The sequence below is a fragment of the Thalassospira sp. UBA4513 genome (assembly GCF_002388495.1).
Taxonomy (GTDB): domain Bacteria; phylum Pseudomonadota; class Alphaproteobacteria; order Rhodospirillales; family Thalassospiraceae; genus Thalassospira; species Thalassospira tepidiphila.
The window spans coordinates 85,156-108,121 of record NZ_DGMR01000021.1 but is presented as its reverse complement, the minus strand read 5'-3'; the positions used below and the strand labels follow the sequence as shown (position 1 = coordinate 108,121).

Below are 22,966 nucleotides of genomic sequence, written 5' to 3'. Positions count from 1 at the left end.
GCCCAAAGCAAAACGGCCGCCCCATCAGGACGGCCGTTTGCGCAAAAAAGGATCTAAGCTGTGCTTAGTTCTTTTCTTTGTCGACGAGCTGGTTTGCAGCAATCCACGGCATCATCGCGCGCAGTTTGGTACCAACTTCTTCGATTTCATGTTCAGCATGCAGACGACGGGTTGCCTTGAACATCGGCTGACCACAATGCATTTCCTGAACGAAGTCGCGGACGAACTTGCCTTCCTGAATGTCGGTAAGAACTTCTTTCATGCGTTCTTTGACAGACGGATCGATCACGCGCGGGCCGGTGACATAGTCGCCGTATTCTGCGGTGTTGGAGATCGAGTAACGCATGTTGGCCATACCGCCTTCATACATCAGGTCAACGATCAGCTTAACTTCGTGCAGGCACTCGAAATATGCCATTTCCGGCGCATAGCCAGCTTCGGTCAGGGTTTCGAAGCCGTATTTGATCAGCTGGGTCAGGCCGCCGCAAAGAACAGCCTGTTCGCCGAACAGGTCGGTTTCGCACTCTTCACGGAAGGTGGTTTCGATAACGCCCGAACGACCGCCGCCGATTGCCGATGCATAGGACAGAGCAACTTCAAGCGCGTTGCCAGATGCGTTCTGTTCAATAGCTACGAGGCACGGAACACCGCCGCCACGCTTGTATTCGGAACGAACCGTGTGGCCAGGACCCTTCGGTGCGATCATCATGACGTCAAGATCAGCGCGCGGCTCGATCAGGCCAAAATGCACGTTCAGACCGTGTGCGAACAGAAGAGCAGCACCCTGTTTCAGGTTGTCGCGCAGCTCATCAGCATAGATCGCAGCCTGATGCTCATCGGGGGTCAGCATCATGACAACGTCTGCCCAAGCAGCAGCTTCGGCCGGGGTCATGGTTTTCAGACCGGCAGCTTCGGCTTTCTTGCGCGAGCTGGAGCCTTCACGAAGACCAACAACAACTTCCTTAACGCCGGAATCATGGAGGTTCAGCGCATGGGCGTGGCCCTGCGAACCGTAACCAATGATGGCAACTTTTTTGGATTTGATCAGATTAACATCTGCATCGCGGTCGTAATAAACACGCATCTTTCGATACCTCTGGACGTTGGACCACGCTGATTTTCATGCGTGGCGGATGGTAATAATTATTATGGGGCAGGCCCCAATGCCGTACCCGATGCGGATCACCGGGCAGGGCAAACTCACATCGTCAGTGTGCCGCGCGAAATCGCTGCCACACCGGTACGCGAAATTTCCGAAAGCCCAAGCGGCTCCATCAATTTGATGAAGGCGTCGATTTTTTCTGGGCTGCCGATGATTTCATACACGAAGGAATTGTTGGTCGCATCCACTGCGCGTGCCTTGAAAATGTCGGCAATGCGCAGGGACTCCACACGTTTTTCACCCGTTGCAATCACTTTGACCAGGGCCAGCTCGCGCTCGACACTTGGCCCGGCAAGGGTCAGGTCACTGACCTTGTGTACCGGAACAAGGCGCGAAAGCTGTGCCTTGATCTGTTCGATCACCATCGGGGTGCCCGAGGTAACCACGGTGATGCGCGACTGGTGGGCATCCGCGTCGACTTCGGCAACGGTCAGGCTTTCAATGTTATAGCCACGACCGGAGAACAGCCCGATGACACGGGCCAGAACGCCGGACTCGTTATCCACCAGAACGGATATGGTGTGTTTCGAAATTTCGGTTTCTTTCACGGTTTCGCTCCGCTAGGGCTCGGTCGGGGCAGAACGTGCCGCCCGCGCCGGCCTTTTCATTTTGATGTGATGGGATCAATTCGCACAGATTGTTTGTGCGGATCAGACCAGAACCATCCCTTCGTCGGAATCAATGGCTTCGTCGCCGTTGGTTTCCTGCCCAAGCAGCATTTCATTATGCGGCTTGCCCGACGGAATCATCGGATAGCAGTTTTCCTTGTCATCGACAGCGACGTCCAAAATCACCGGACCGTCAATTTCCAGCATCTTCTTGATGGCATCATCAAGATCAGCCGGGTTATTGCAGGTCATGCCGGTGAAGCCAAAGGCTTCGGACAGTTTGACGAAGTCGGGCAGGGTTTCGCTATAACTTTCGGAATAGCGCGACCCGTGCAGAAGCTGCTGCCACTGACGGACCATGCCCATATAACGGTTGTTCAGGATCACGGTTTTGATCGGCAGACGATACTGCGTCATCGTCGCGCATTCCTGAATATTCATCATGATCGACGCATCACCGGTGAAGCACACAACCGTCGCATCCGGGTGGGCGACCTGAACGCCAAGGGCAGCCGGCATGCCATAGCCCATGGTGCCCAGACCACCGGACGTCATCCATTCATACGGATGTTCGAACCCGAAATGCTGGGCGGCCCACATCTGGTGCTGGCCAACATCGGTGGTGATATAGGTCTTGCGATCACGGGTAAGCGCATGAACACGGCGGATAACGTGCTGCGGCTTGATAACGTCGGTCGGCTGTTTGTAGGACAGGCAGTGTTTGCTGCGCCAGCCTTCGATTTCTTTCCACCAGCTATCAAGTGCGTTGGCTTCGATCTTGTACTGCTTGGCTTTCCAGATCTTGATCATGTCTTCAAGAACATGGCCAACATCGCCAACAATCCCGATATCGACCGGAACGTTCTTGTTGATCGAGCTTTGATCAATGTCGACCTGGATTTTCTGCGAGTTCGGCGCAAAGAAATCAAGGTTGCCGGTGACACGGTCATCGAAACGCGCACCGATGGCGACCATGACATCGCAATCATGCATCGACATGTTTGCTTCGTAGGTGCCGTGCATGCCCAGCATGCCAAGATACTGCTTGTCTGACGCCGGATAAGCCCCCAGACCCATCAGGGTCAGCGTGATCGGCGCACCGGTCATGCGGGTGAACTCGGTCAGAAGCTTGCAGGCCTGCATGCCGGAATTGATAACCCCGCCGCCGCAATACAGGATCGGCTTTTTCGCCGATGCCAGCATTTCCATGGCTTCTTCGATCTGGCTGCGTTCGCCCTTGACCACCGGGTTATAGGTGCGGTGCTGAACCTGTGCCGGCTCCAGATACGGCGCCTTGCCAACCAGAATGTCCTTGGGCAGGTCAATCACGACCGGGCCCGGACGGCCGCTTGACGCGACGTGGAAGGCTTCGTGCATCGTGCGCGCCAGACGATCCGGATTTTTCACCAGATAGTTATGCTTGGTGCACGGGCGGGTAATGCCGGTGGTGTCGGCTTCCTGGAAGGCATCATTCCCGATCAGATGGGTCGGGACCTGACCTGTCAGGCAGACAACTGGAATGGAATCCATCAACGCGTCGGTAAGGCCCGTAACGGCGTTTGTCGCACCCGGTCCCGAGGTCACCAGCACAACGCCGACCTTGCCGGTCGAGCGGGCGTAACCTTCAGCAGCGTGGACAGCAGCCTGTTCATGGCGCACGAGAACGTGACGAATCCGGTTCTGTTTAAATATCTCGTCATATAGCGGTAGGACAGCGCCGCCAGGATAGCCGAACACGACTTCCACACCCTGATCAGCAAGGGCCTGCAACACTACTTCCGAACCGCTTAAAATACGTTCTGCCATGATTTTCGAGCCTCTTTACTTAGCGACAACAACGTGTCGCGTGATAACCGCGTGATTGAAACATGATCCAATTATCCTCGAATTGGAGTTGAAAAATCCGCCTAAACGGCGGTTTTCCGCCATTTCGGCGGGGGAAGGGCCAACCTATCGCCTCACTTTGGCGTGGTCAACAGAAATTGGTTAACATCATGACGCATTTTTGCTGCCAAACTTTCCGAATATTGCGCGTCGATGATTTCCTTGGCTAACATTTGATGCCTGAACCAGGTTAATTGCCGCTTTGCATAGCGTCTGGTTTCGCGCTGTGATTTCTCTTTGGCGGTGGCCAGATCAATCTCCCCGGCAAGGTAAGCTGCGATCTCGCGCACGCCTACGGCCTTCATAACCGGCGCTGTTTCAGGCAATTCGAGGGCAAGCAGGCCTTTGACCTCGTCAATGGCGCCCTGTTCAATCATCAGATCAAAACGCCGGTTGCAGCGGTCATACAGAATGTCGCGCGGCGGCATGTAACAAAGTTTCTTGAATTTCATGTTCGCGGGCGGGGTGATCACCGGTTCCTTGTGCCAGCTTGCCAATCCGCGCTCGGTATGGACAAAAACCTCGGCGGCGCGAATCAGTCGCTGGGTATTGCTGCCATCAAGGTTGGCGGCGGTTTCAGGGTCTTCGGCCTGAAGTTTGGCAAAAAACGCCGCGTGGCCAAGTTCTTCAAGCTCGTTTGTGACCTGATCGCGAATCCGCGCCGGGATATCGGGGATCGGCGCAATCCCCTCGGTCAGGGCATTCAGATACATGCCCGTACCCCCCGTGATGATCGGAAGTTTGCCACTGGCATGACAATCGGCAATCTCGGCCATTGCCATTTCACGCCATTTTCCGGCCGAGCAGGCTTCTCGTCCGGAAAGGACCCCATAAAGTCGATGCGGCGCACGCGCGATTTCACCGTCATCGGGGCGCGCAGACAGCACACGCAGTTCCTTATAGACCTGCATGCTATCCGCATTGATCACCACCCCGTCAAAGGCCTCCGCCAGATCAAGGGCAAGTGCCGACTTGCCGCTGGCGGTCGGGCCAGCGACGATCAGGACAGGGGCAAAAGAACTGCTGGCTTGGATGGCCGACATCAGGGTGCCTTCAGGGTAACGTGTTCAAAGGTCGGCCAGTCTATTGGGTTCGGCGCGACAGGCATAGGAATTTACGACGCAATTTCACGGCAAATAATGCGTCCCGGCCACCGGGGATGCGAAAGTTCTCTTGCCACAGTCCGGTGCAATTCGGATAAAGGCGACAACGATGTTTTATGCCTTTCCCGCCAAGGAGCCTAGCAACCATGAAATTGGTTCTCACCCTGATTGCCGCCCCGAATTCGAATGCGCTGACCAAGGCCGTGATTGATAACGCGGCAATCGCGCTGACCGGGGCGGGCGCACTGGTCGGGGATGTGACCTGGCTTGCCGAGGGTGAGGCGTGTGATCTTACTTTTGACGGGATCCCGCTTGATGTCGCCGACACGACGCTTTCCGAGGCAGAGCTTCCGGTGGATGCCATCACCCAGAAGGTTGCCACACGTCGCAAGAAGCTTTTGATTGCCGATATGGACAGCACGATTGTCACCGGTGAAACCCTTGATGAACTGGCCGAGTTTGCCGGGGTCAAGGACCGGGTGGCGGCGATCACCGCACGTGCGATGAATGGTGAACTTGATTTCGAAGCAGCCCTTGATGAACGTGTCGGTCTTCTTGAAGGCATGTCGACCGAGATGCTGAAAGAAGCCTGGAAAACGGTTGAATATACCGGCGGGGCAAAGCAACTGGTTGCGACGATGAAGGCCAATGGCGGGTTTGTTGCCCTGGTGTCAGGTGGATTTGATTTCTTTACCGGTGCGGTTCGCGCCGAGCTTGGCTTTGATTACGATCAGGCCAATGTCCTGATTGAAAAGGATGGCAAGCTGACCGGCAAGGTTCAGAAACCGGTTCTGGATCGTCAGGCCAAGGTCGATGCGCTTGAGAGCCTGTCTGCTCAGCAAGGCATCACGGTTGATGATGCGATTGCGGTCGGCGATGGTGCCAATGATCTTCAGATGATCTCGCTTGCCGGGACCGGGGTTGCTTTCCACGCCAAGCCATCGGTTCGGGAACAGGCGCGCATTTGCATCAATCATGGTGATCTGACCGCACTTTTGTATCTTCAAGGCTACGCGAAATCGGACTTCGTTTCGTAAGGTACGAACGGTTCAAACAAAAAGGGCGACCTGATCATCAGGCCGCCCTTTTTTTATATCAACTTAAGCCGGGTGGCTTATTCCTCGGTCGAGATCGTCAGGCCGAAGTAACGCGGGCCAGCCGATGTTTCGATCAGCATCAGGATGGTGCGTTTGTCATCGTCAACGGCGGCTTTGACCGCATCGACGACGTCGTCGACCGAATCAACCGAGCTGTGCGACGCTTCGATGATAATGTCACCCGGGCGAACACCCTTTTCGGCGGCGTAGCTGTCGCCGGAAACTTCGGTGACGATCACACCTTCGGTGCCTTCGGCAAGGTTGTAACTCTGACGCAGGCTTTCATCGACATTGGCGATCTTGATGCCAAGTTCATCGATGCTGGCCTCGGCAACAGCGGGTGCTTGCTGTTCCTGGGAGCTGTCCGCGCTTGTCGCGACGACTTCTTCCTCAAGTTCGCCAAGCTCGACCTGGACGGTCTGCTTTTCGCCGTCGCGCCAGATCACAACATCGACATCCTTGCCGATCTTGGTTTCTGCGACAATGCGCGGCAGACGACGCATCGACTCAACCGTTTTGCCATCAAAGGTCAGGATGACGTCACCCTGTTTGATACCGGCTTCCTTCGCCGGGCCATCTTCGGAGACGCCGGCAACCATGGCGCCGGTTGCTTCATCAAGACCAACCGAGTCCGCGATGTCTTCGGTCACGGTCTGGATGTGAACACCCAACCAGCCACGACGGGTGCGGCCATATTCCTTAAGCTGTTCGACAACGCTTTGTGCGATGCCTGCCGGAATGGCAAAGCCGATACCGACCGAACCACCCGACGGGGAATAGATCGCGCTGTTAATGCCGATCACGTCACCATCAAGGTTAAACAGCGGGCCGCCAGAGTTACCGCGGTTGATCGAGGCATCCGTCTGAATGAAGTCATCATACGGGCCCTGATTGATGTCGCGGTTACGTGCGGAAATAATCCCGGCGGTTACCGTGCCGCCAAGGCCGAACGGGTTACCGATTGCCATGGCCCAGTCACCGATACGTGCACTGTCGGAATCGCCCCATTTAACGAAGGGCAGGTCTTCTTTCGGTTCGACCTTAAGCAGGGCGACGTCGGTTTTCGGGTCACGACCGATCAGTTCGGCATCAAGCGTGTCGCCATCATGCAGGCGCACGGTGATTTCATCGGCACCGTCAATCACGTGGTTGTTGGTGACAATGTAACCATCAGCCGAGATGATAAAGCCCGAACCGAGCGCGGTCGCACGGCGGCGTTGCGGAGCCGGTCCGCCCTGGCCACCCTGACCGTTGCGGTCCATAAAATCACGGAAAAGGTCTTCAAATGGCGAGCCGGGAGGGAACTGGAAGTCCGGTCCCTGTCGTTCGGCGACCATCTGGCTTGTGGAAATGTTTACAACAGTCGGCAGAAGCTTTTCGGCCAAGTCTGCGAAACTCTCAGGAGCGGGGCGGGCATTCGCGATCTGCGAAACACTGGTCACGCCAAGGAGAACAATCACCAGTGCTGCGGTGACTTTCGTCCGCACCGGGTTGTATAATGCGTCTAGCATGTGTCTGATCCTGTTCGTTGCCGCGTTCACGGTATTTGTCATTCTCTTTGTGCAGCGCGCGGCGGGACTGTATTTCACCCGTCGCTTAAGTACTCAAATTAACCCCGACTTTGGCAGAAATTGGGCGGTACTTGGAAAAATCAAGGAATTGTGAGCACAAACTTGTGGCGCGTGGCCTTTGTCTGGCGGTTTCCCTGATCCTTGCGCCCGTTTGCTAAAGCCAGGTTCGTACTGCCCATATTCCGCCAATGGCAATGACAGCGGCGATCAATCCGCCAATGCGCAACTGCGATTCAGGAATTTCCTGAACAAGCTCCATCACCCTTTTCAGGCCGCCGGGAAACAGCGTGTAAAGCATACCTTCCAACGCGATGGCCAGAAGTATGGCTGTTGCAAGTTCCTTCATGATCAGGGACGTTCCGGCGTTTCTTTGTGATCTGTCAGACGGTCGCCCGACAAATCGAATTTATAAAAACAAAAAGGGCGACCTGCCCAATATGCAGGTCGCCCTTATGTTTTGTCTAGCGGCTTGTCGCTGGGCCAGACTTATTAAAGTACTGGAAAAACTCGCTGTCTGGTGAAAGCACCATGGTCGAGCCGTTATCAAGCGCAATTTTGTAGGCTTCGAGCGAACGATAGAATTCGAAGAATTCCGTGTCCTTGCCATACGCTTTACCCAGGATCACGTTCCGCTGCCCATCGCCCTCACCACGCAGGACTTCGGCCTGACGGTTGGCTTCCGCGATGATGCCGATACGTTCACGATCAGCTTCAGCCTGGATCTTCGCCTTAAGCTCTTCACCTTCTGCGCGAAGCTGTGCGGCTTCGGCAATACGCGAAGAACGCATACGGTTATACACCGCCTGCGAAGTTTCCTGCGGAAGGTCGGTACGACCGATACGAACGTCAATCAGTTCAACACCGAACTCTTCTGCCGGTTTGATCAGGGTCGACTGGATTTTCTCCATGATCTGCGCACGGTTGTCCGAAAGAAGCGTCACAAGCGGGGCCTGTGCCAACTCACCACGGATAACCGAGTTCAGACGCTGACCAAACAGCTGCACAAAGTTGGCAGAGTTGGTTGCGCGCTGACGGAAGATCAAAGGATCGATGATTTTCCAACGTGCAAAGCTGTCAACATTGACACGCTTCTGGTCAGACAGAAGAACCTGCTGAACCGGCGGATCAAGTTCCAGAATACGACGTTCATAATATTCAACGTTCTGGATCGGCAGTTTGAAATGCAGACCCGGTTCGGAAACCGCATGGACCGGATTACCAAACTGAAGAACGAGAGCCTGCTGGTCCTGACGTACGGTAAACACGCACATCGAACCAACGACAGCAGCAATAACCAGGGCGACGCCAGCGGCAATAAGTTTAGGACTTGCCATTAGTTGTTGCCTCCTGCATTCGCACGTTTCTGAACTTCCGGAAGCGGAAGATACGGGACAACGCCGTTACCTGCACCGTTCTGTTCCATGATGATCTTGTCAGACTTGCTCAAGACCTCCTGCATGGTTTCCAGATACAGACGACGGGTCGTCACATCCTTGGCCGTCAGGAAGGAATTATAGATGGAGATAAAGCGTTCTGCTTCACCCTCTGCTTCCTTGGTGACACGATCCTTGTATGCACGGGCCTGAAGAACCTGACGTTCTGCTTCACCCTTTGCACGCGGGATGATGTCGTTACGATAGGCCAGTGCTTCGTTCTGGGAACGATCACGGTCCTGACGGGCACGCTGCACATCGTTAAAGGCATCGATAACGTCGCGCGGCGGGTCCACTTTCTGCATTTTCACTTCGGCAATGAAAATACCAGACTCATAACCGTCCATGATTTCCTGAAGCAGGGTACGGGTCTGTTCTTCAACCCGGACACGGCCAACAGTCAGTGCTTCTTCAAGGTCGGTTTTACCGATGACCTCACGGATCGCACTTTCAGATGCCAGCTTGATGGTGTTTTCAGGATCACGCACGTTAAACAGGTAGGAACCTGCATCGCTGATACGCCACTGAACAACATAATCAATGTCGATGATGTTCTGGTCACCGGTCAGCATCAGGCTTTCTTCGGGCACATCACGCGAACCGTTTGATGTCACCGTGCCTGCACCGCGATAGCCAACCTCGATCTGGTTGGTCCGTTCGACGTTCGGCTTGATGACCTCGCCAATCGGGGCCGGAAGGAAGTAGTTCAGACCCGGACCCGTGGTGCCAACCCATTTGCCGAACAGAAGCGTTACACCCTGTTCGCCTGGCTGGACACGGTAGAAACCGGTCAAGAGCCACAACCCGATTACGGCGATACCGATCAGGACAAAGCCCTTGTATCCGCCACCACCGGGGAACAGCCGTTTAAGACGTTCCTGGCCTTTACGAATCATTTCATCAAAGTCGGGGGGCGTGTTTCCGCCGCCGCCACCACCGGAAGGACGCTGTCCCCACGGGTTCTGGCCGCCACCTTTGTTTCCGCCGCCGCCCCAGGGGCCACCGCCCCCTTGATTATTCCAAGGCATCGAGTTTCTTCCTCTTCTTGCCGTTCGGTGTTTATCTTTGTTTACCGAGCTTGGGGTAAGCCCCCAATGCATGCTCCGTCCAACAAGATCAAATTCGCTGATAGACCCCGGACATGCCGGGAAAATCAGACTTTTTTCTCACCAGTTTTGTACCCAACCTGTGATACGCCGGTTGGTACTGCAACAGATTGTAGCCAAATGCAAACTCACGAAATCTTGTTGGACGGAGCATGCCCTTAGGCCTTATATGACAGGTTGCCTTGCAAAACAATGATACGCGCCTGCAAGTTCTGTGTGACCACGGACTTAAGCCGAAATTTGGAGACCGCAATATGACTTCCCTCAACCGTGAACAGATTACTGCCGCGCTCGATAGCGTAATCGACCCAGTCGACGGCCAATCAATCACAGCCAAGGGCATGGTGCAAGGTATTGATATTCATGATGAAACTGTCAATGTTATGATCGCCGTTGATCCCGAACGCGGCCCCGCCCTCGAAGATTTGCGCCAAGCGGCAGAAAAAGCGGTGGCTGCTGTGAACGGGGTCACAACTGCCCGTGTGGCGCTTACGGCAGAGCGTCCCAAAGCCGCCGCTCAGCAAAGCACACAGCCGTCACAGCCAAGCCGCCCCGCACAACCGGGTCAGCGCCCGCAGGGTGGTGGCCAGATGCCGCTGGAATTGCCGACCGTGCGCAGCATCGTCACCGTGGCGTCCGGCAAGGGCGGGGTGGGGAAATCAACCACCTCGGTCAACCTTGCATTGTCGCTGGTGGCCAAGGGGCTCAAGGTTGGCCTGCTGGATGCCGATATCTATGGGCCAAGCCTGCCGCGCATGATGGGGCTTCGCGATGCCAAGCCGGTGCCGTCGAAAGAACATCAGGGCAAAATGATCCCGCCATCGGCCTTTGGCATGCGCATCATGTCGATCGGTTTCATGATCGAAGAAGAACAGCCTGTCATCTGGCGTGGTCCGATGGCGATGGGCGCGCTGGAACAGCTTCTGCGCGATACCGACTGGGGCGATCTTGATGTGCTGGTGGTTGATATGCCACCGGGCACGGGCGACATTCAGCTTTCCATGGCGCAACGCGTGCCGGTGACCGGGGCCGTGATTGTTTCAACGCCGCAGGACATCGCCCTTCTGGATGCGCGCAAAGGCCTTAACATGTTCCGCAAGGTCAATGTGCCGGTTTTCGGCCTGATCGAAAACATGTCCTATTACAAATGCCCGCAATGCGGCCATGTCGATCACATCTTTGATCATGGCGGGGCGCACACGGCGGCAGATGAACTGGGCGTGCCGTTCCTCGGTGAAATCCCGCTCGATCTTAAAATTCGCCTCGGCGCAGACGAGGGCAAACCAATTGTCCAGACAGAGCCCGAAGGCGAACATAGCAAGGCCTATGGCCTGATTGCCGACAAGATCGCCGCCGCCATCGAAGAGCGCGTTGGCCCGGCCGAAGCGCCGAAGAAAAAAGGCCTGTTCCCGAAGATTAGCTTTAAGTAAGGGCCTCAGCGTAGGCAAAGAAAAACCCCGCCAGATTGCTCCGGCGGGGTTTTTTGTTGGTTTTGTCTGAGGCCTGATTAAACGGCTTCGGCCATGAAGGACGGCATCCAGCCTTCATTGAGTTCGCGCAGTTCGGAGAGCGATACTTTGTCGCCGCCATCAATGACGACGGAATCACCGCCAGCCTGACCGATAATCACGGCTGCGACATTCGCACTGCCAGCCGCGTTCAGAACCTTGTCCGGATCGCGGGTTGCGATCACGTAGCGGCCCTGATCTTCGCCAAACAGCCATGCGACTTCGCTGCCTGCTTCTGGCAGATGCAGGTCTGCACCGATATTGCCCGCAAGGCACATCTCGGCAACGGTGACCAAAAGGCCGCCATCAGCGATATCGTGGCAAGTCCGCACCAGACCCAGTTCGATCAGTTCACGCACCAGCGTACCGGCACGCTTTTCCGCACCCAGATCGACCGGTGGCGGCGCGCCTTCTTCGCGACCTTCGATGGTCTTGAGATACAGCGACTGACCCAGTTCACCGGTGGCGGCACCGATCATGATCAACGCGCTGTCATCGCGTTTGATGCCGATCGTTGCATGGTGACCCAGATCAGAAATCAGGCCAACGCCGCCAATGGCCGGGGTCGGCATGATGCCAACGCCATTGGTTTCGTTGTAAAGCGACACGTTGCCCGATACGACCGGGAAATCCAGCGCGATGCAGGCTTCGCCAATACCCTGGCAGGCCCCAACGAACTGACCCATGATGCGCGGGCGTTCCGGGTTGCCGAAGTTCATGTTATCCGTGATGGCAAGCGGCTTGGCGCCGGTTGCAACCAGGTTGCGGTATGCCTCGGCAACGGCCTGTTTGCCGCCTTCGACCGGATCGGCCATGACATAGCGCGGGGTGCAGTCGGTGGTCGCGGCAAGGCCCTTGTTGGTACCCTCGACGCGGACAACGCCGGCATCACCGCCCGGACGGACAATCGTGTTTCCACGCACCAGATGGTCATACTGTTCCCAGATCCAGCGACGCGACGCGAGGTCGGGCGATGCGATCAGGGTTTTCAGCGCGTCAACATGACTGACCTTGGCCGAAATGCTGTTGGGATCAATGCGATCCTGTTTCGGGGTCGGTTCCCACGGACGATCATATTCTGGCGATGCTTCGGCCAGCGGATCAATCGGAAGATCACCGGCAACTTCACCATGCCATTTCAGAACCATGCGCTTGGTATCGGTGAGCGTACCGATAACGGCAAAGTCGAGTTCCCATTTGTCAAAGATCGCCTTGGCGGCATCTTCGCAACCGGGTTTCAGAACCATCAGCATGCGTTCCTGCGACTCTGAAAGCATCAGCTCGTAGGGCGTCATGCCTTCTTCGCGCATCGGAACTTTATCAAGCCAAAGTTCAACACCAACGCCGCCCTTGGACGCCATTTCGAACGAGGACGAGGTCAGGCCCGCAGCCCCCATATCCTGAATGGCGACGATCATGTCGGTCGCCATCAGCTCAAGGCACGCTTCCAGCAGGAGCTTTTCGGTGAACGGATCACCGACCTGAACGGTAGGACGCTTTTCTTCGCTGTCATCATCAAACTCGGCCGATGCCATGGTCGCGCCATGGATGCCGTCACGGCCGGTTTTCGACCCGACATAAACAACCGGGTTCCCGATGCCAGCCGCGGCTGAATAGAAGATGTTATCGGTATCAGCCAGACCCACGGTCATCGCATTGACCAGGATGTTGCCGTTATACGACGCATGGAAGTTGGTTTCGCCGCCAATGGTCGGAACGCCCATGCAGTTGCCATAACCGCCGATGCCTTCGACCACACCGCTCAGAAGATGGCGGGTTTTCGGATGATCAGGCTCGCCAAAGCGAAGGGCATTGAGGTTCGCGACCGGACGCGCACCCATGGTGAACACGTCACGCATGATGCCGCCAACACCTGTTGCTGCCCCCTGATAGGGTTCGATAAAGGACGGGTGGTTGTGGCTTTCCATCTTGAAGACGGCGGCCTGACCATCACCAATGTCAATAACACCGGCGTTTTCGCCCGGACCCTGAATGACCCAGTCGGCCTTTGTCGGAAGCGTTTTCAGCCATTTTTTCGAAGACTTGTAGGAGCAGTGCTCAGACCACATGACCGAGAAAATGCCAAGCTCGTTGATGTTGGGTTCGCGGCCCATGATTTCGAGAACGAGTTTGTATTCTTCTTCGTTCAGGCCGTGTTCCTTGACCAGTTCCGGCGTGATCGGGGTGCTGTTGAAATCGTTGGAGCTCACGATGCTGCCTCCACCATGCTTTTGAACAGATTGCGGCCATCGGTGCCACCATGCAGCGGATCGATTGCATTCTCGGGGTGGGGCATCATACCAAGGACGTTGCCCGCCTCGTTGATGATGCCGGCAATGTTGCGCTGGGAACCATTGAGGTTGGTCGCCGGATCCACTTTGCCATCCACATCGCAGTAACGCAGAACAACGCGACCTTCGCCTTCAAGGCGGTCAAGCGTGTCGCTGTCGGCAAAATAGTTGCCGTCGTGATGGGCGACCGGATATTCGACAATCTCGCCCGCGCTATAAAGATTGGTAAAGCGCGTCTCGGCGTTTTCGACTTTCAGATGCGTGTTCTTGCAGATGAATTTCAGGCTGGCATTGCGCATCAGCGCACCGGGCAGAAGGCCTGCTTCGGTGAGGATCTGGAAGCCGTTGCACACGCCAATGGTGGTCACACCCTGTTTGGCACGTTCGGCAACCGCACGCATGATCGGCGACTTGGCCGCCATGGCGCCACAACGCAAATAGTCGCCATAGGAAAAGCCACCCGGGACCATGATGATGTCGGTCTTTGGCAGCTCGGTGTCGCCATGCCAGACCAGGGTGGGCTCGGTGCCGGTGGCCTGCTTCAGTGCTGCGATGGCGTCATTCTCCCGGTTGATGCCGGGAAACAGGATGACAGCGGATTTCATGAAATACCGTCTCTTGATTAGTGTCGGTTACTTAATCCCGATAGACAAAGGCCCTGCCGTGACAAGACCCCGCCCGCCACGGGCGATCAGGCCAGCTCGATGCTGTAATCTTCGATCACGGTATTGGCGAGAAGCTTCTCGCACATTTCCTTGACCTCGGCTTCGGCCTTGGCGGCATCGGTGCCATCCAGTTCGAGTTCGATGAATTTGCCCTGACGGACGTCATTGACGCCATCAAAACCCAGGCCCTGAAGGGCGTGGTGAACGGCTTTGCCCTGCGGGTCAAGAACGCCGTTCTTCAGGGTGACATGAACACGTGCTTTCACGAGAAGCTCCTTTAAGTTCGCATGCGCGGGTCTCGCGCGGGGTTCTGTTTGCAAACAAAACGCTGTCCGACACACATGGCCGACCAGCCATAAGAAAAGGCCGCGCGAGCGCGGCCTTGGGGTGTTATTTGGTTTCGTCTTTTTTAAGCTGCTCTATTTCGGCGGACTCAGGGAGGACACCAAGACGGCGTGCGACTTCCTGATAGGCCTCTTCGACACCGCCGAGATCGCGGCGGAAGCGGTCCTTGTCCATCTTTTCGTTGGTGATCGCATCCCAAAGACGGCAGTTATCCGGGCTGAATTCATCGGCCAGGACCAACTGCGGGAAGTCGCCTTCCCAGACGCGGCCGAACTCAAGCTTGAAATCGACCAGTTTCAGACCAATACCGCGCATCAGACCACACAGGTAGTCATTGACGCGAAGGGTCATGCCGACAATTTCCTCAAGCTCTTCAGCACCTGCCCATCCCAGAGCGAGGATATGTTCATCCGACACCAGCGGATCACCGAGCGCGTCGTCCTTGTAATAGAACTCGACGATCGGGCGCGGCAGGCGTTCGCCTTCTTCAAGGCCAAGACGTTTGGCCATCGAACCGGCAACGATGTTGCGGACCACGACTTCGATCGGAACAATTTCGCATTTCTTGCAAAGCTGTTCGCGCATGTTCAGGCGGCGAATGAAGTGAGTCGGAATGCCGATTTCTGCCAGACGGGTCATGACGAATTCGGTGATCATGTTGTTCAGGACACCCTTGCCGGCAATGGTGCCGCGCTTCTGGGCGTTGAACGCCGTGGCGTCGTCCTTGAAATACTGAATGATCGTTCCGGGCTCTGTACCTTCGTAAAGAACCTTGGCTTTACCCTCGTAGATGGGCTGCTTTCTGGACATTGGCGGGATCTTTCACATCTAGGCCCGCCGTCCGACGCAGCAGGCACCCTGAAATTCGCGCCCTCCGTATAGCAGTGCTTGGCGAGAAACTCAATTGTCGCTTAAGCTCTATTTATGCAAACTTGATAATCGAAATTTGCAACCGTCAGCATCTGTATCGCAGAGGGGCGGAATTGCTGCGATAACCTGTTGAACTGAAAGGCGTTGATCGCCATCTGGTGTTAGACGTCGACCGGATGGAACGGTGTTTTGTCGGGCTGGCCTTCGGCAAACAGCCAGACCGGTCGCCTCGGCAGTTCATGTTCGCTTGTGGGAATCGCCGGAAGCCCGATCAGCGACGAACAGATGGTCTCAAATCCGATATTGCTGCGCACCAGCATGGCATCGGCACGGATGTCATGATGATCCGGGTCCGGGGCCTCCGTTCCGGTATCAGCCAGAAGCGCCTGCCAGGCAAACCAGTCGTCGGCTTCGGGGTGCGGGGCCGGGGCACTGATAAAGCGTGGCAGATTGCGTTTGGTTCGCGCACTGTTTTGCGTGTCATTCAGATCATGGGCGGTCAGAATCGAAAGACCTTCGGGGATTTCAGTGATTTCGATCTTGCCCGTACCGCGGTTCGCCAGCCAATAGGCATCCCGGTTATCAGCGATCACCATGTTAAACGGGCGATAGGCATCGCCATCCAGCTCGGCAAGGGCTTGTGCAGCGTCAATCGCGTCGGCATGGTCAAGTGCCTCAAGCGGGAGTTCGCCGCGTGATCGTTTGCCATCGGCAGGGCCCAGCGTGCCATAGCGGTTGAGCACGGCGGCAACCACCCCGTCCTCATTGACACCAAGCCAGGTTCCCCCGGCGGTTTCGTCCAGGCCCGCGATGACATCAGGGCGGTCTTCCCAGTGGCGCGCAGGCGCCTTCCAGGGACGGTTATTCATTTCATCGCGATTGGCGCCAATGATCACCGGCCAGTCATGGTCGGGGCGGCGTAAAATAATGACTGTACACATGAGCCAGATCAAAGCGTGCGGAACCGCACTTTGTCAAATTCAAAAGTATCAGGCAACGGGGTGAAATCGGTGTCGTTTATTGTCATATAAAATGCTATGACAGACAATGGCTTGACCGGTTTGGCTCCGATGACAATGTGACCAGCTTACAGAAGGAATCGATTATGAGCAGCTTTAATGATCGTGAACGCGGGTTTGAAGCAAAGTACAGCTTTGATCTTGAACAGGATTTTCGCGTCGAAACCCATCTTTATAAAATGCTGATCCAGTGGGCTGGCGAACAGATGGGCATGTCCCCCGAAGAATGTCAGGATTACACGCGCAAGATCATTGGCGAGGTTGTTGCCAACCCGCGCGAAAACGGTGTTGTTGCCCTGTTGCTGGCCGATTTTGGACGCAAAAATATCGACGTCACAGCCTCTGCATTGAATGTAAAGCTCGAAGAACTACGTCCGGTTGCGCGTGCAGAAGTACTGTCGTGATTGCGCGCTAGTGCATCTGCTTGGAAAACTTCTCGTTTGCTAATATGTGCAGCCTTACGTATCCTGAGCTCCCCAGACCGAAAAATTGAGTAGGTGCAACCTTTTGGTGTGGTATCCTTCGCAGGTAGGTGAAGGAGCCGATTAGGTAGATGAAAGGCGACAGCATTGCGTATCCTTTTGGCGGACGATCACGATCTTGTTCGTGAGGCAATCTCGCTACTGTTCCAACAGTATTTCGATGACTGTGAAGTGGCCGAAGCAGGGGCATTGGACCCCGCACTCGAGCTGATAGCAGCCAATAATACATTCGATCTGGTGCTGCTTGATCTGCGCATGCCGGGGATGAATGGGCTTGAAGGTTTGAAGCGCACCTTGGAGAAGGTGGCAGATTCGACCTTTGTGGTTCTGCTTTCTGGCGCATATCGAAGTGAAGATGTCCGCAAGGCGCTTGAGGCCGGCGCGCATGGCTTTATTCCCAAGACCCTGCGTGGGCAGGCCTTGGCAAATGCTGTGCAGCTGGTTCTGGCTGGTGACAAATACCTGCCGTCGTCCATTCTGAACGACATGAATGACAACATGTCAGGCGGGGGCGATGGCGAAGGTCGCCTTGCCGGTGGCTTTGGCAGCGAGGGTGATTTTGGCCGTCTGACACCGCGTGAACGTGAAGTTCTTGCACTGCTGTCAGAAGGACGTCCGAACAAGGACATCGCTCGTCACCTTGATCTGCGCGAAATCACGGTGAAGTACCATCTGAAAAACATCTATCGCAAACTGAACGTCTCGAACCGTGCGCAGGCCGTGAAAATGGCCCTTGAAGATATGGCGCGGTCCGGAACTTTGTAGTAAGTTCGACAAAGGCAGCTCAGTTTGGCGCTCAAATCCCGGCTCGTGATTTCACGGGCCGTTTTTTGTTGCCTGAACCGGCTTTTCTCCCTCGTCATTGAAAACGAAACGAGGAAAAACATATGACCGTCACCATCGCACTTGTCGGCGATTACAACCCGAACGTTACCGCCCATCAGGCCATCCCGAAGGCCCTCGACTTGGCCGCCAAAAATCTTGGACTTACCGTCACATTTCACTGGGTCGCGACATCCGACATTGATTGCCCAGATGCCCAAATCCTTGATGGCTATAACGGGATATGGTGCGTGCCTGCCAGCCCCTATCAAAGCTTTGACGGTGCACTTGCCGCCATTCGGCGTGCCCGTGAAAACCGCATCGCTTTTCTGGGAACCTGTGGCGGGTATCAACACGCAATCCTGGAATATGCCCGTAATGTTCTTGGTCTTGCTGATGCGGCAAATGCGGAAATCGACCCGAATGCTTCATTGCCCCTGATCGCGCCGCTTAGCTGTGCGTTGATTGATCAAGATGGTGGGATCGACCTTTTGGAAAACAGTCTAATTCGCGATGTCTGTGGCACCGCGCATTTGACAGAAACCTATCGCTGCTCATTCGGGTTTAATCCGGAATACGCCCATCTGCTTGATGGCCGGGATCTTCGGATTGTGGCCTGGGATCAGGATCGCGATCCGCGCGCGGTTGAGCTTCGCGGGCATCCGTTCTTCATCGGAACCGCGTTTCAGCCCGAGCGTGCCGCCCTTCGGGGTGAAGATCATCCATTGATCAATGCATTCGTCCGTGCCGCGGCGGGCTGACAACCTTTTTGAAGGTCCCCTGCACACCTGATGTGTGCGGGGGGCCTCATTTATCAACTTTGCTGTGATGGCATATTTGGCAGGCGGCGTTGCATCGGTGGGGTGCGTCCGGATTGCATTACGACAACCCCGGTCAGGATTGCCACCAGTGCAATCAGATCAAGCAGTTGAACGCTTTCCCCTAAAATCAGCGAGCCGGTCAGAACGGCGATAATCGGCGGGATATAGGTCACGCTTGCCGCTTTGACCGCACCAAGATTCTCGACAACGAAGTAATAGCACAAATACGCAAAGCCGGTGCCAAACAGACCAAGCCCAAAGAACAGACCAAGGGCGATCCAGCCATTGTCAAAGATCGCGCTGGCGCCGTCAAAGTCGGTGGTAACCAACAATGTCAGCGCGGCAATACCCAATTGATAGGTGCAAAGTGCAAGGGGCGAAATGCCAAGCGGGCTCAGGAACCGGCGGGCATAGACAAAGGACAGGCCAACGCAGAGGGACCCAAGTCCGATATACCCAACCCCGGCCAGATCATTTGCCGAAACGCTTGCGTCCCAGGGGCGCGCAATCATCGCGACCCCGATAAAGCCGACCCCCAATCCAACAAGCGAGCGACGATTAACAGGCTCATCGCGCAAAAAGGCCGCCGCGGTGATAAACGAAATCATCGGAATGGCACCGCTCAGCATCCCGGCAAGGCTTGATGGCAAAAGCTGAATGCCCTTGGCAAAGCTGAAATAGTAAAGACTGCCCGCCAGAACCGACATCACGATGAAATGGTGCGCAAAGCGCAAATGCCGCCATTTAAGTTTTCGCCCGATCAGGGCTGCGGCAAAAACCGGCAGGAACCCCATAAACACGCGAACGGCGGCAATCTGTGTCGGGGTGATCAGGGTGCTGGCGCTTTTGTTAAACAGAAACGTCATGCCCCAGGCAAGGGCCAGAAACCCGAACACGATATAGGCTTTGTTTTTCATGGTGGCGGACCAGTTTGGAAAAATCATGGCCGATTGTCTAAATTCCCGGTAGTTTTCACAAATCATACTATCTGGGTCATGAAATAGAAAAACTGCACTATGAGCTCATATCCACCACTTAAATCACTGCCAGCGTTCGAGGCATCCATGCGCCTGAAAAGCTTTGCGCTGGCGGCGGATGAATTGAATGTCACGCCCGGTGCGGTGGGGCAGCAAATCCGCAAGCTTGAAGACTGGCTTGGGGTGGAGTTGTTTACGCGCACAGTCCGGCAGATCACGCCAACGGCGGATGGTCTGGCTTATGCTGCGCGCATTGCCCCGGCCTTGCAGCAGATCCGCGATGCCAGCCATCAATTGCGCGACCAGTCAAATCATGCGGTGCGGTTCGTTATGCCGCCAAGCTTCGCGGCAAAATGGTTTTCCAAACGGATGTCGCGGTTTCTGATCGCCCATCCCGAAACCTCGCTTCATGTCGGATCATCATCGATCCTTTTGGATTTTGATCATGATCCGGTCGATCTGGCGGTGCGCTATTTCGATGGCGTCGATGAAAGCCTCGAAACCATACTGCTGTATCAGGGGCAGGCGGCGGCCTTTTGCGCGCCGTCCTATCGCGACGGGTTGGGACTGGATCGCCCCGATGACCTTGCGCGGGCGACGCTGCTGAATGATATCCTGCATCCGTGGTGGGAAGAATGGCTGGGCCGGTTTTCAACCCTGACGGCGCCCGACATTCGCGCCATAAAACGCGTGGAAATCGATCAGACATCCATGGCGATTGAGGCGGCAATTCATGGGCAGGGCGTTGTTCTGGCCAACCCGCTTCTGGCCGAAGAAGACATTTCCGAAGGCAAGCTGATCCACCTGTTTCCGGACCAGGTCGTCAAAGTGCCGTCAGGCTATTATCTGGTTTGGCCCAAGAACCGTGATCTGCGCGCACCGGTCAAGGAATTCCGCGACTGGCTGTTGGCAGAGGCCAGCGACCTTGCCATCAAATAACAAACCCCGGCCGAAAGGTTTCGACCGGGGTTGTAAAAGCGGTACGGCGCGGATTACAGATCGCGGTTCATGGTGTAGGTGCCCATGTAACTTGCCTTGCCCAAAACATGGCCTTCGATGGCGGCAAGGGCATCCGGGCCGGTAAAGGGCTCTGGCAGGTCGATCTTGTCGGTATCAAGCGCATAGACCGTGAAATGATAGTGGTGAATGATCGAATCATTCCATGGCGGGCAGGGACCGTCATAGTCGCCGTAATCACCACCCATATCGGTATCGCCGGCAAACCAGTCGGTATAGTTGTTCAGGCCCGCCGTGCCATATGGCTTGGCACCGGGCATCTTGCCCTTTGGCGTCACACCATTGGACGCGACACCTTCTTCAAGCTTTGTGATGCTGGCAGGGATATTGACCAGAACCCAGTGGTAAAAATCAACACGCGGCAGGCTTGCCGGGACTTCCTTGCCTTCGATATTGACGTCCTCGCCCGATGACGGGACATCCGGGTCGTGGCAGATCAGGGCGAAGGATTTGGTGCCTTCGGGAATGTCGCTCCAGGAAATGGCGGGACTGATATTGTCCGATGTTTCAAACCGGCCCTCTGCCGGGATTTTACCGAACGCGAACTTGGCCGGGATCGGCGCGCCGTCTTCCCATCCTTTGATGCTCAGTTTCATTGCTATGCCTTTCCTGCAATTGACATTTTTTGATGTGTTGGCTGTGTTCGATATAGCTCAGCATCAATGATGCGCAATGTCAAAGGCCTGTATTGCTGCACTAGCCAACGAAAAAGCCCCGACCATGCGGCCGGGGCTTTAAAGCAGGCTTTGGTATTTTGCTTAGTCCGCAAAGACACGGGCAAAGATCGTGTCGACATGCTTGGTGTGGTAGCCAAGGTCAAACAGCGCTTCGAGCTTGTCCATCGGAATGCGGTTGGTGACGTCTTCGTCGGTTTTCAGAAGCGACAGAAGATCGCCTTCGCGGTTCCAGACCTTCATCGCGTTACGCTGAACGATGCGATACGAATCTTCGCGCGAAACGCCATACTGGGTCAGCGTCAGCAGAACACGCTGCGAGAAGACCAGACCACCCATCTGGTTCAGGATCTCGTCCATGCGCTCCGGATAGACAACCAGGTTTTCAACAACGTTGGTCAAACGCATCAGGGCGAAATCAAGCGTGACGGTCGCATCCGGGCCGATGTTACGTTCGACCGAGCTGTGCGAAATGTCGCGCTCGTGCCACAGGGCAACGTTTTCCATTGCCGGGATGGCCATTGAACGCACCAGACGGGCAAGACCGGTCAGGTTTTCGGTCAGAACCGGGTTACGCTTGTGCGGCATCGCCGAGGAGCCTTTCTGCCCCTTGGAGAAGAATTCTTCAACTTCGCGAACTTCGGTGCGCTGCAAGTGACGGATTTCGGTTGCCAGATGTTCGATCGACGATGCAATCACGCCAAGGGCTGCGAAATAGGCGGCATGACGGTCGCGCGGGATCACCTGGGTCGAAACCGGTTCCGGTTTCAGGCCAAGCTTGGCGGCAACATGTTCTTCAACACTCGGTTCGATGTTGGCGAATGTGCCAACCGCGCCGGAAATTGCGCAGGTCGCGATTTCATCACGTGCGGCAACAAGGCGATCACGGTTACGTTTGAATTCCGCATAGAAGGTCGCAAGCTTCAGACCAAAGGTCACCGGCTCTGCGTGGATGCCGTGCGAACGGCCCATGCAGGGGACGTCTTTGGTTTCATAGGCGCGCTTTTTAAGTGCTGCCAGAAGCTTGTCCATATCTTCAAGCAGGATGTCGGTTGCCTGGGCAAGCTGCACGTTAAAGCAGGTATCAAGCACGTCCGAGCTGGTCATGCCCTGATGGACAAAACGGGCTTCTTCGCCGACCTGTTCGGCCAGTTCGGTCAAAAACGCGATCACATCGTGTTTGACTTCGGCTTCGACGGTGTCAATGCGGTCGATGCGGTCCTGGGTATAGGGCTTGTCGCCTTTTTCCCAGACAAGCTTGGCGGAATCAGCCGGGATAACACCCAGTTCAGCCAGTTTGTCAGCAGCGTGGGCTTCGATTTCGAACCAGATACGGAACTTGTTCGCCGGTTCCCAGATGGATGTCATCTGCGGACGGGAATAACGGGGGATCATGCGGTCGCCTCCGGGCAAGATGGTTGGGTGCCGGAAATAGATCTCGATGATCGGAATGCGTAGTTGATTGCACGATCACGGCGCCGGCACGCTTTCACGGGGTCGGATAGTCCATT

Annotated in this window: 22 protein-coding genes; 6 read left to right on the top strand and 16 right to left on the bottom strand. The window is 55.7% G+C overall.

Features of this window, described 5'->3' with window-relative positions; translation table 11 throughout:
- Positions 1-64: 64 nt before the first annotated feature.
- The 4 genes from ilvC to miaA form a co-directional block, all read right to left on the bottom strand.
- Positions 65-1,084 carry a ketol-acid reductoisomerase gene (gene ilvC / locus B2T33_RS08380; protein WP_008891746.1) on the bottom strand — a complete coding sequence of 340 codons (1,020 nt, stop codon included), beginning with the start codon at positions 1,082-1,084 and terminating at the stop codon, positions 65-67.
- 116 nt (positions 1,085-1,200) lie between these two features.
- On the bottom strand, positions 1,201-1,710 hold the full coding sequence (ilvN, locus tag B2T33_RS08375; RefSeq protein WP_008891745.1) for an acetolactate synthase small subunit: 510 nt from the start codon (positions 1,708-1,710) through the stop codon (positions 1,201-1,203).
- Between the two features lie 102 nt (positions 1,711-1,812).
- The gene (locus tag B2T33_RS08370) at positions 1,813-3,576 is read right to left on the bottom strand and encodes an acetolactate synthase 3 large subunit (RefSeq protein WP_008891744.1); all 1,764 of its coding nucleotides are present in this window, start codon (positions 3,574-3,576) and stop codon (positions 1,813-1,815) included.
- A 152-nt stretch (positions 3,577-3,728) separates the two neighbouring features.
- Positions 3,729-4,697, bottom strand: coding sequence for a tRNA (adenosine(37)-N6)-dimethylallyltransferase MiaA (gene miaA, locus B2T33_RS08365; protein ID WP_197145533.1), 969 nt, complete (start codon positions 4,695-4,697; stop codon positions 3,729-3,731).
- 206 nt (positions 4,698-4,903) lie between these two features.
- On the opposite strand from miaA, the gene serB reads away from it, so the two are divergent.
- Entirely contained in the window at positions 4,904-5,794 is an 891-nt protein-coding gene (gene serB, locus B2T33_RS08360; RefSeq protein WP_197145532.1) for a phosphoserine phosphatase SerB, read from the top strand.
- Between the two features lie 77 nt (positions 5,795-5,871).
- On the opposite strand, the gene B2T33_RS08355 is transcribed toward serB, so the two are convergent.
- The 4 genes from B2T33_RS08355 to hflK form a co-directional block, all read right to left on the bottom strand.
- Positions 5,872-7,365: a DegQ family serine endoprotease gene (locus tag B2T33_RS08355; RefSeq protein ID WP_197145531.1), complete on the bottom strand. Its 1,494-nt coding sequence runs from the start codon at positions 7,363-7,365 to the stop codon at positions 5,872-5,874.
- A 214-nt stretch (positions 7,366-7,579) separates the two neighbouring features.
- A complete protein-coding gene (locus B2T33_RS08350; RefSeq protein WP_062956136.1) occupies positions 7,580-7,771 on the bottom strand; it encodes a DUF2065 domain-containing protein in 192 nt (63 codons plus the stop codon).
- A gap of 115 nt (positions 7,772-7,886) precedes the next feature.
- Entirely contained in the window at positions 7,887-8,759 is an 873-nt protein-coding gene (hflC, locus tag B2T33_RS08345) for a protease modulator HflC (RefSeq protein WP_197145530.1), read from the bottom strand.
- Positions 8,759-9,886 carry an FtsH protease activity modulator HflK gene (gene hflK / locus B2T33_RS08340; RefSeq protein WP_197145529.1) on the bottom strand — a complete coding sequence of 376 codons (1,128 nt, stop codon included), beginning with the start codon at positions 9,884-9,886 and terminating at the stop codon, positions 8,759-8,761. The genes hflC and hflK overlap by 1 nt, the downstream gene beginning before the upstream one ends.
- A 332-nt stretch (positions 9,887-10,218) precedes the next feature.
- Between hflK and B2T33_RS08335 the strand changes: the two genes are divergently transcribed.
- The gene (locus tag B2T33_RS08335) at positions 10,219-11,394 is read left to right on the top strand and encodes an Mrp/NBP35 family ATP-binding protein (RefSeq protein WP_197145528.1); all 1,176 of its coding nucleotides are present in this window, start codon (positions 10,219-10,221) and stop codon (positions 11,392-11,394) included.
- Positions 11,395-11,471: 77 nt separating this feature from the next.
- On the opposite strand, the gene purL is transcribed toward B2T33_RS08335, so the two are convergent.
- The 5 genes from purL to B2T33_RS08310 all read right to left on the bottom strand — a co-directional run bounded on the left by purL (position 11,472) and on the right by B2T33_RS08310 (position 16,584).
- Positions 11,472-13,682, bottom strand: a complete 2,211-nt coding sequence (gene purL / locus B2T33_RS08330) for a phosphoribosylformylglycinamidine synthase subunit PurL (protein WP_120224558.1) — start codon at positions 13,680-13,682, stop codon at positions 11,472-11,474.
- Positions 13,679-14,368 carry a phosphoribosylformylglycinamidine synthase subunit PurQ gene (gene purQ, locus B2T33_RS08325; RefSeq protein ID WP_064779515.1) on the bottom strand — a complete coding sequence of 230 codons (690 nt, stop codon included), beginning with the start codon at positions 14,366-14,368 and terminating at the stop codon, positions 13,679-13,681. Before purQ ends, purL begins: the two co-directional genes overlap by 4 nt.
- 86 nt (positions 14,369-14,454) lie before the next feature.
- On the bottom strand, positions 14,455-14,694 hold the full coding sequence (gene purS, locus B2T33_RS08320; RefSeq protein WP_008891731.1) for a phosphoribosylformylglycinamidine synthase subunit PurS: 240 nt from the start codon (positions 14,692-14,694) through the stop codon (positions 14,455-14,457).
- 124 nt (positions 14,695-14,818) lie between these two features.
- Complete coding sequence (gene purC, locus B2T33_RS08315; RefSeq protein WP_008891730.1) at positions 14,819-15,583, bottom strand: phosphoribosylaminoimidazolesuccinocarboxamide synthase; 765 nt, start codon at positions 15,581-15,583, stop codon at positions 14,819-14,821.
- 221 nt (positions 15,584-15,804) lie between these two features.
- Positions 15,805-16,584 (bottom strand): NRDE family protein, encoded by a 780-nt coding sequence (locus B2T33_RS08310; protein ID WP_063088929.1) that lies wholly within the window; start codon positions 16,582-16,584, stop codon positions 15,805-15,807.
- 164 nt (positions 16,585-16,748) lie between these two features.
- On the opposite strand from B2T33_RS08310, the gene B2T33_RS08305 reads away from it, so the two are divergent.
- The 3 genes from B2T33_RS08305 (at position 16,749) to B2T33_RS08295 (ending at position 18,727) form a co-directional block, all read left to right on the top strand.
- Complete coding sequence (locus B2T33_RS08305) at positions 16,749-17,066, top strand: DUF1476 domain-containing protein (protein WP_008891728.1); 318 nt, start codon at positions 16,749-16,751, stop codon at positions 17,064-17,066.
- Between the two features lie 165 nt (positions 17,067-17,231).
- Positions 17,232-17,909, top strand: a complete 678-nt coding sequence (locus B2T33_RS08300; protein ID WP_008891727.1) for a response regulator — start codon at positions 17,232-17,234, stop codon at positions 17,907-17,909.
- Positions 17,910-18,031: 122 nt separating this feature from the next.
- Positions 18,032-18,727: a CTP synthase C-terminal region-related (seleno)protein gene (locus B2T33_RS08295; RefSeq protein WP_197145527.1), complete on the top strand. Its 696-nt coding sequence runs from the start codon at positions 18,032-18,034 to the stop codon at positions 18,725-18,727.
- 53 nt (positions 18,728-18,780) lie between these two features.
- On the opposite strand, the gene B2T33_RS08290 is transcribed toward B2T33_RS08295, so the two are convergent.
- On the bottom strand, positions 18,781-19,704 hold the full coding sequence (locus B2T33_RS08290) for a DMT family transporter (RefSeq protein ID WP_252723960.1): 924 nt from the start codon (positions 19,702-19,704) through the stop codon (positions 18,781-18,783).
- 99 nt (positions 19,705-19,803) lie between these two features.
- Here B2T33_RS08290 and B2T33_RS08285 point away from each other — a divergent pair, with 99 nt between their 5' ends.
- Complete coding sequence (locus tag B2T33_RS08285) at positions 19,804-20,703, top strand: LysR substrate-binding domain-containing protein (protein ID WP_197145525.1); 900 nt, start codon at positions 19,804-19,806, stop codon at positions 20,701-20,703.
- A gap of 53 nt (positions 20,704-20,756) precedes the next feature.
- Here the strand turns inward: B2T33_RS08285 and B2T33_RS08280 are convergent, their stop codons facing one another.
- The gene (locus tag B2T33_RS08280; protein WP_197145524.1) at positions 20,757-21,377 is read right to left on the bottom strand and encodes a YbhB/YbcL family Raf kinase inhibitor-like protein; all 621 of its coding nucleotides are present in this window, start codon (positions 21,375-21,377) and stop codon (positions 20,757-20,759) included.
- 162 nt (positions 21,378-21,539) lie between these two features.
- Entirely contained in the window at positions 21,540-22,850 is a 1,311-nt protein-coding gene (gene purB, locus B2T33_RS08275; RefSeq protein WP_197145523.1) for an adenylosuccinate lyase, read from the bottom strand.
- Positions 22,851-22,966: the final 116 nt, after the last annotated feature.